Raw genomic sequence first — 6,512 nt, 5'->3', positions numbered from 1 at the left:
ATAACCAACTGAAAAACAAAGACCACGGCAAAGGCCCAGATCCACCACAGGCTGCCCATCTTGATTATCAGCCAGATAATCAGGCTCAAAAGCGGTACGGCTATAACCGCGCCGATAATTAAACTTTTTACCTGGTCCGCAATCCACAGACTTCTGGTGCTTTTGTTGAACCCAAAACTCTCTTCAAGTCTGAACTGGGAATAATAATCAATAGGCAGCCCTGTAACGGCAATCACCAGGTAGATAACTGTCAGAAAAAAACTATCCCTCAAAACTTGCCAGTCAGTGCCGGAATAAAAAAACTGGTGATAAAGCCAGGGAAGAATCCCTGAAAACAGTATTATTGCCAGTACAAAGGCTCCGTACCATATATTGAAAAACTCCAGCCTGTTTTTGGCCAGGGTATAATCCACTGACCTTTCATAGGTATCCTGGTCCATTACTCTTAGCACTGTATCTGAAGGCGAATGCCTGACTCCCAGGACCCGGGAACGGTTCAACCAGGCCAGAAAAGTCTGCCAGCAGACCTTAATCCCGAGCAGGGTTGCCACAACCGCAATTATAAATACTTCCAAGTCGGTCTCCTTTGGTATCCTTGAGAGCTAAAAACTTAAAGGTAAAATAAGTAAAATATACAAGGTAAAAAAATCAGGTGGTAAAAGTTGATGTAAGCATTCAGGGGGTGCCTGAATCACGCCTCTGGCGTGACTGGGGACAGTCCCCGCGATACTTTACCGTCTTTCAGCCTGCGTTCTGGATACGAGTGCACATCTTTTCCCAGTGTGAGCCTCTCCAGTAGATGCGCTCACACCCGGGACAGATTTCAAAATAGTCGTAGAATTTTCTGGTCCTGGGCTTTAAACGGTGAATTATCTTGGACTTGGGTATCGGCTCGAGAATCTGGTTGCACTTCAGACACCTGGAAAAAATGCATGAAAGATCCAGGCTGTAAAGCCCGGCAACCTCGCGCAGTTGGTCATCAGGATTACAGGCCCGGATCAGGCGGCCGTGAACGATCTCTTTGCGCTTCAAAAGCCCTCTGTCAGTGGATAGTACGATGCGACGTTCCTGGGCGGACAGAGCAGCAATTTCCCGGTCCCCATAACTGTTGCTCCATAAGGTATTCTGCCCCAGCATGCGCAAAAGTATAGCCAGCTTGCCCACGTTGACATCCGCTATGAATTTGACTTCCGGGTAAGGGGTAGGGCGCAACAGGGTGGGCCTGGTCACGTCCGCCGGCACCTGAACGGGGTTTACCGTGATCTCTTCCCCGGGGCAGGGTATATAGTCAAAACCGGTTGCCAGACCGTTTACCAGCAACTCTCCAACCTCGGTATGCGGCACACCATGGGCTTCGATTATGTCCTTGATGCCGGCCCTTCTTTGCAGTATATAATTAGTCTTGTCGGGCAGCCTGAAAAAAGCACTAATTTCCTGGTGAAAGCAGATTATAATGTGGTTCATTGCAGTCTGTCCCCTGCTTTCCTTAAAAGCGCTAACACTACAGCGAAACTTATTTATTGACCTCCGGGGACTGGCTCTCCCCGCACTTATTTTTAAAACCTGTCAATCATCCTTCAGAAAAATTAGTGCGGGGGTGCCTGTCCCCAATTTAGACAGGTAGGAAAGTTTTTATAAGTTTCGCTGTAGTGCTAAGCAGATACAAAAAAAGAAAAATTTGAACCATGGCGGGGTTTCAGCGCCTGGTACTGGGACTGTCCCCGCTAAGAACCAACGCGGGCTGTGCCCGCAGACACGGGACTTACGAGCCGTAGACGGGCTGGAAGCCATGCCACATTTAAAGCGCTGAGCAGATACATAGTTTAAATATTTCGTTGTAGTAGCACTACAGCGACACTTTATTTAAGCTGGAAGGGGACTGGCTCCCCCGCACTTATTTTTAAAATGCCGTCAAACATCCTTCAGAAAAATTAGTGCGGGGGTGCCTGTCCCCGGTTGCCGAGGCGCTCATTTATACAAAGTGTCGCTATAATAGTAACCCTGGAGGTATAATATGGATTCCCTCAAGGTCAAGACCACCAAGAGAGAGCAATTTCTGGACATTACCCGTGAGGTACAGGATTACCTGTCCTCAAACAAATTGCAAAACGGAGTGTTGACCCTTTATTCTTCCCACACAACGGCCGCCTTGACCATAAACGAAGGGGCCGACCCTTCTGTGGTCCGGGACATCCTGGTATACCTGGAGCGACTCATTCCCCGCAGCGGGGACTACCAGCACACCGAAGGCAACAGTGACGCCCACATCAAGACCAGCCTCATGGGACCATCGCTACAGGTCATCGTGGACAACGGCAGGCTCATGCTGGGCACCTGGCAGAAAATCTTCTTTACCGAGTTCGACGGCCCCAGGTCCAGAAAGATCTGGGTCAAGTGGATTGCTGGATAGCCACGATCTCAGACAGCCATTTCTCAAAGCTTTCCAGGGCTCTCTGGGCATGAAGTTCCTTGCGTCTGGCCTTTTTTGCCCTGGCTTTCAGAGGCGGGAACAGCCCGAAATGAATATTGCTGGGCTGAAAATACCTGGCATCGCTTTGAAGATGATTCATAAGCGCCCCCAGGGTCGTGTCCCCCGGCGGTCTGGGCGGATTGATTCCTTTGTATTCCAGGCCCAGGCGCAGTCCCAGCCACAGCCCGCAGGCTGCGGATTCCAGGTACCCCTCTACCCCGCTTATCTGCCCGGCCAGGTAAACCCCTGCCCTGGCCTTGAGTTCAAGCTTTTCGGTTAATACCTGGGGGGCATTGACAAAAGTATTCCTGTGCATGCTGCCCAGTCGCAAAAATTCGGCATTATCCAGACCGGGTATCATGCTGAAGACCCTTTTTTGCTCTCCGAGCTTCAGCCGGGTCTGAAATCCCACCAGGTTGAAGGCGGTCTTTTCAAGGTTTTCAGCCCTCAGCTGCACCACGGCAAATGGCTGCTCCCCTGTTTTGGGGTCCACCAGGCCCACCGGCTTGAGCGGACCATAGGCCATGGTCAGCTCTCCTTTTTCAGCCATGGCCTCGATGGGCATGCATCCCTGGAAATGTTTCTCGTCTTCAAAGTCCCGGGCCGGGACTTTTTCCGCACCAACCAGTTCATGGTAAAACCGGTAATACTCCTCTTCACTCATGGGGCAATTGAGATAATCTTCGTCTGCGGGCCGGTACCTGGAACCCCAGAAGGTCTTGTCATAATCAATGGATTCCGCGCTGACTATGGGGGCAATAGCGTCATAAAAATACAGATCCCGAGCCCCGATAATCCGAAACAGGCTTTGGGCCAGGGGATCGCTGATCAAAGGACCCGCTGCAATGATAACCGCATCAAATTCCTGAAGCTCCGGGGCATCCAGATCCTGGATTTCACGCCTATGCACGCGGATGAGATCATGTTCTTCCACCCTGCCGGTCAAGTGCTTTGCAAATTTGTCCCGGTCCACTGCAAGGGCCTTGCCCGCCGGCACCCTGTGCTTGAGGGCGGCCTCCATAACCAGGCTGCCTAGTTTCTGCATCTCCTGCTGCAAAAGACCCACCCCGGTGACCGTTTCCATGGAGCGAAACGAATTGGAACAGACCAGCTCTCCAAGAGAGGGGCTCTCATGTGCCGGAGAAAACTTTTGCGGCTTCATCTCGAAGATGGTTACCCATACCCCCTGACGGGCCAGCTGCAGAGCAGCCTCGCATCCGGCCAGCCCCCCACCGATTATGGCAATGCTTTGATTCATATGGAAAGTTTTTCAGATTTGAGGATATAAGCCACGATTATGCCCACAATAAACCCGGCTGCCAGATTGGTGGCCAGGGTGATGCCCACGATGGTGAAGACAACGAAAAATTCCTTGCGCTCCTTTAAATCCATTATGGTCAAGGCCAGTTGACTGCCTGCAAAAACAAGCAGCACTCCCAGCACGGCCATGGGGATGAGATAGAGAATGCCCAGGATGTTCACTCCGAGCAACACAGCCAGGAATATGAATATGGCTCCGATGATCACGTTGGAGCCCGGGGTCCTGGCCCCGAAGCGGTAATGGGCGGCCAGCCCCCCTGCACCGTGACAAAGGGGCATCCCGCCCACGAAGAAGGAAAAGAAATTGGCCAGGGCCATGGTGATGCAGTTGGCCTTATAGGTTGCCCTGTGGGCGGCCTCTCCGAAATACTGCCTGGATAAATCCACGTTGGCGATGACCGCATTGCCCAGGGTCATGGGCAGCTGCGGCAGGACCAGCACCAGCAGGGCAAAGGAGAAGTCCACACCCGAAGGAAACCCGAAAGGCATGAACTCCGGAAGGTTGATTCCCAGAGACACCTGGGACAGACCCTCCCGGGTGCCCAGCAAAAGACCCACCAGCATGCCCCCCAGGACCACCACCAGGGCTGCAGGAAGTTTTTTGTTGTCCAGAAGAAGCAGGGTGACTACCCCGCCCACCAGACCCAGGATAAGGCCGAAAGGTACAGGACCGATGTCCTGGATTACCAGGTAGGGCTCGGCTGCTTCCTGGATCTTTTGAAAGGTGGAAGTGCCGATCATGAAGCGCACCCCCTCGGCCATGAGCAAAAGCCCGGTGGAAAGCTGCACTCCCCGGACGACCGCCTTGGGGGTATACCTGCCAATGAGGGTCATGGCTCCGGTAAGGGCGATTATGAGCAGAAGCACTCCGATAAGCAGAGAAGAGGCCATGATTTCCGAGGCTGTAATGCCCGTGGCCACGGCATAAGCGCCAATGACCTTCATGGGTTCCACCGGCACGGGAATACGGTAGTACATCCCGGACAGCAAGTAGAACAGACCCACCGAGAAAAAAAGCCCCAGGGGGTTCAGGCCGTTGACCAGAATCATGGCTATGCCCAGAGGCAGAACCACGCCCAGATCTCCCAGGGATCCGGCCAGTTCCTGGCGGTTGAATTTGTATGGTACACTCATAAATTATCCTGCCGGTTGAATTTGTATCTGTCAGCGCGTTGCACAAATTTCAAACAAACATGTTGGTCGCAAAAAATCGGTTCCTGGTTCTTCGTTCCTGGTTCCTGGTTCTTCGTTCCTGGTTCCTGGTTCGGTGATCCCCCGCCGCGCAAGCGGCTGATGCCTTTTCCTTGCGGGTCCTGTCACGCCTGTGGCGTGATTGAATGCAGCGACAGCTGCTCTGAAAGGATTCAACTGGGGTCTTATTCCCGCAAGGAAAAAACATGCTTCTTCAATCTCTTTTATCTGTGTCAATAAAAGCGCTAAACAGATACACGTTTTGTACCTGTGCAGGAAAAGTGTCGCGGGGACTGTCCCCTGCCGGTATCCATCCCCCTGAATGGTTACACTTTTGTCAATCAAGTCATGTAAACTTTCAGGGGGCGGATTCCGGCCGGTTATCACCACCGAGGACCCTCTGAATAGTTACCAGGTCAGGAAGAATCAGTACTAAAATGGAGCATGGCTGACAAGGAGTTGTTGAGGTAGTAAAACCTTTTCCGTATGAAAAAAAATTCCAGTTGGACTATTGGCTCGCACCAACCAAACCCTGCGGTGGACAATAAACTATTTTCTTAGCGGGAGCATCACGCGTTTCTGAAAACCCGTTTTGGGACCGTCCTGAAGTCGAGGACAGTTTCCGTGGTAACGTAACCATTCAGGGGATCCTCGGTGTTGATTACCGGCACCAGGCCCTGGGGACTGTCCCTGGGTAAGTAATGATTATGCAGCTTCACAAAATTTCGCGTCTGTACTTTTTGTATTTGTGCGGATAAGGGGTCGCGGGGACTGTCCCCGGGCCTGTTTCGGCATCCCTTTATTATCTTCATTAGGACAGTCCCTGCGACAACATATTATAGGTTTCTGACATCTCTCATTCGCAAAGCTGGTTGCTTTTGACCTGGTTGGTTCTGAGCGGTGACAGTCCCAGTACCAGGCGCTCGAGCCCCGTCTTTGTTCGAAATTTTTCTTGTTTATTGTGACTCCGGTTAAACTTTGCTAAGCAGGAACGCATTCAGCATTGTTTATCGGGGCAAGCCCAGTTAAACCTTGCTTTGCAGGAAATCCTTCGGATTTGTTTAATCACGCCATATGCGTGACAGGCAGGGTTTCAGGAGTAAGTCACTGACAATTATCTGGCCTGAATTGAAATACGAAATAACTTGACAAAATTTAATTTTTTAAACAGATTATTTTTTCTATGTCTTTGTTCACAGAACAATCAAAGGTTTCCGTACAACACTCTGGATTTATTGCATTTTTAAGAATCTGTAACAGTTTAGCCCTTTTTAAGGAAAGCAGGGGACAGGCACCCCCAAAACTTTTTCTGAAGGATGATTGACAGGTTTTATAAATAAGTGCGGGGAGAGCCAGTCCTCATGCCACATGCAAATGGCTAAACTGTTACAAGAATCTCAACTGACCGAATGTGTTAGTGACTTACTCCTGAAACCCTGTCACAAAAAACAAGAAAAATTTGAGCCATGACGGGGGTTCAGCGCTTGGCACTGTAAATGTTCCGCACTTATTTTTTAAGAAAAAGACTACT

General features: G+C 50.9%; 4 protein-coding genes and 1 pseudogene. 1 reads left to right on the top strand and 4 read right to left on the bottom strand.

The genetic code is table 11. From position 1 onward, the window contains the following. A pseudogene (locus tag QZP87_RS06715) lies at window positions 1-575 on the bottom strand (M48 family peptidase); the annotation flags it as partial. 166 nt (window positions 576-741) lie between these two features. Then, a complete protein-coding gene (locus QZP87_RS06710; RefSeq protein WP_291322149.1) occupies window positions 742-1,464 on the bottom strand; it encodes a Mut7-C RNAse domain-containing protein in 723 nt (240 codons plus the stop codon). 550 nt (window positions 1,465-2,014) lie between these two features. Between QZP87_RS06710 and QZP87_RS06705 the strand changes: the two genes are divergently transcribed. After that, on the top strand, window positions 2,015-2,410 hold the full coding sequence (locus QZP87_RS06705) for a secondary thiamine-phosphate synthase enzyme YjbQ (RefSeq protein WP_291322148.1): 396 nt from the start codon (window positions 2,015-2,017) through the stop codon (window positions 2,408-2,410). Here QZP87_RS06705 and trmFO read toward each other — a convergent pair. Both trmFO and QZP87_RS06695 read right to left on the bottom strand, forming a co-directional pair. Continuing rightward, complete coding sequence (gene trmFO, locus QZP87_RS06700) at window positions 2,391-3,728, bottom strand: methylenetetrahydrofolate--tRNA-(uracil(54)-C(5))-methyltransferase (FADH(2)-oxidizing) TrmFO (RefSeq protein WP_291322147.1); 1,338 nt, start codon at window positions 3,726-3,728, stop codon at window positions 2,391-2,393. The genes QZP87_RS06705 and trmFO overlap by 20 nt on opposite strands. Continuing rightward, window positions 3,725-4,924, bottom strand: coding sequence for a putative sulfate/molybdate transporter (locus QZP87_RS06695; protein ID WP_291322146.1), 1,200 nt, complete (start codon window positions 4,922-4,924; stop codon window positions 3,725-3,727). The genes trmFO and QZP87_RS06695 overlap by 4 nt, the downstream gene beginning before the upstream one ends. Window positions 4,925-6,512 lie beyond the last annotated feature (1,588 nt).

Origin of the sequence: Desulfonatronospira sp., assembly GCA_003563255.1 — a bacterium.
Classification (GTDB): Bacteria; Desulfobacterota; Desulfovibrionia; order Desulfovibrionales; family Desulfonatronovibrionaceae; genus Desulfonatronospira.
Note: the sequence above shows the minus strand (reverse complement) of the source record. Positions and strands in the feature narration are given on the sequence as shown.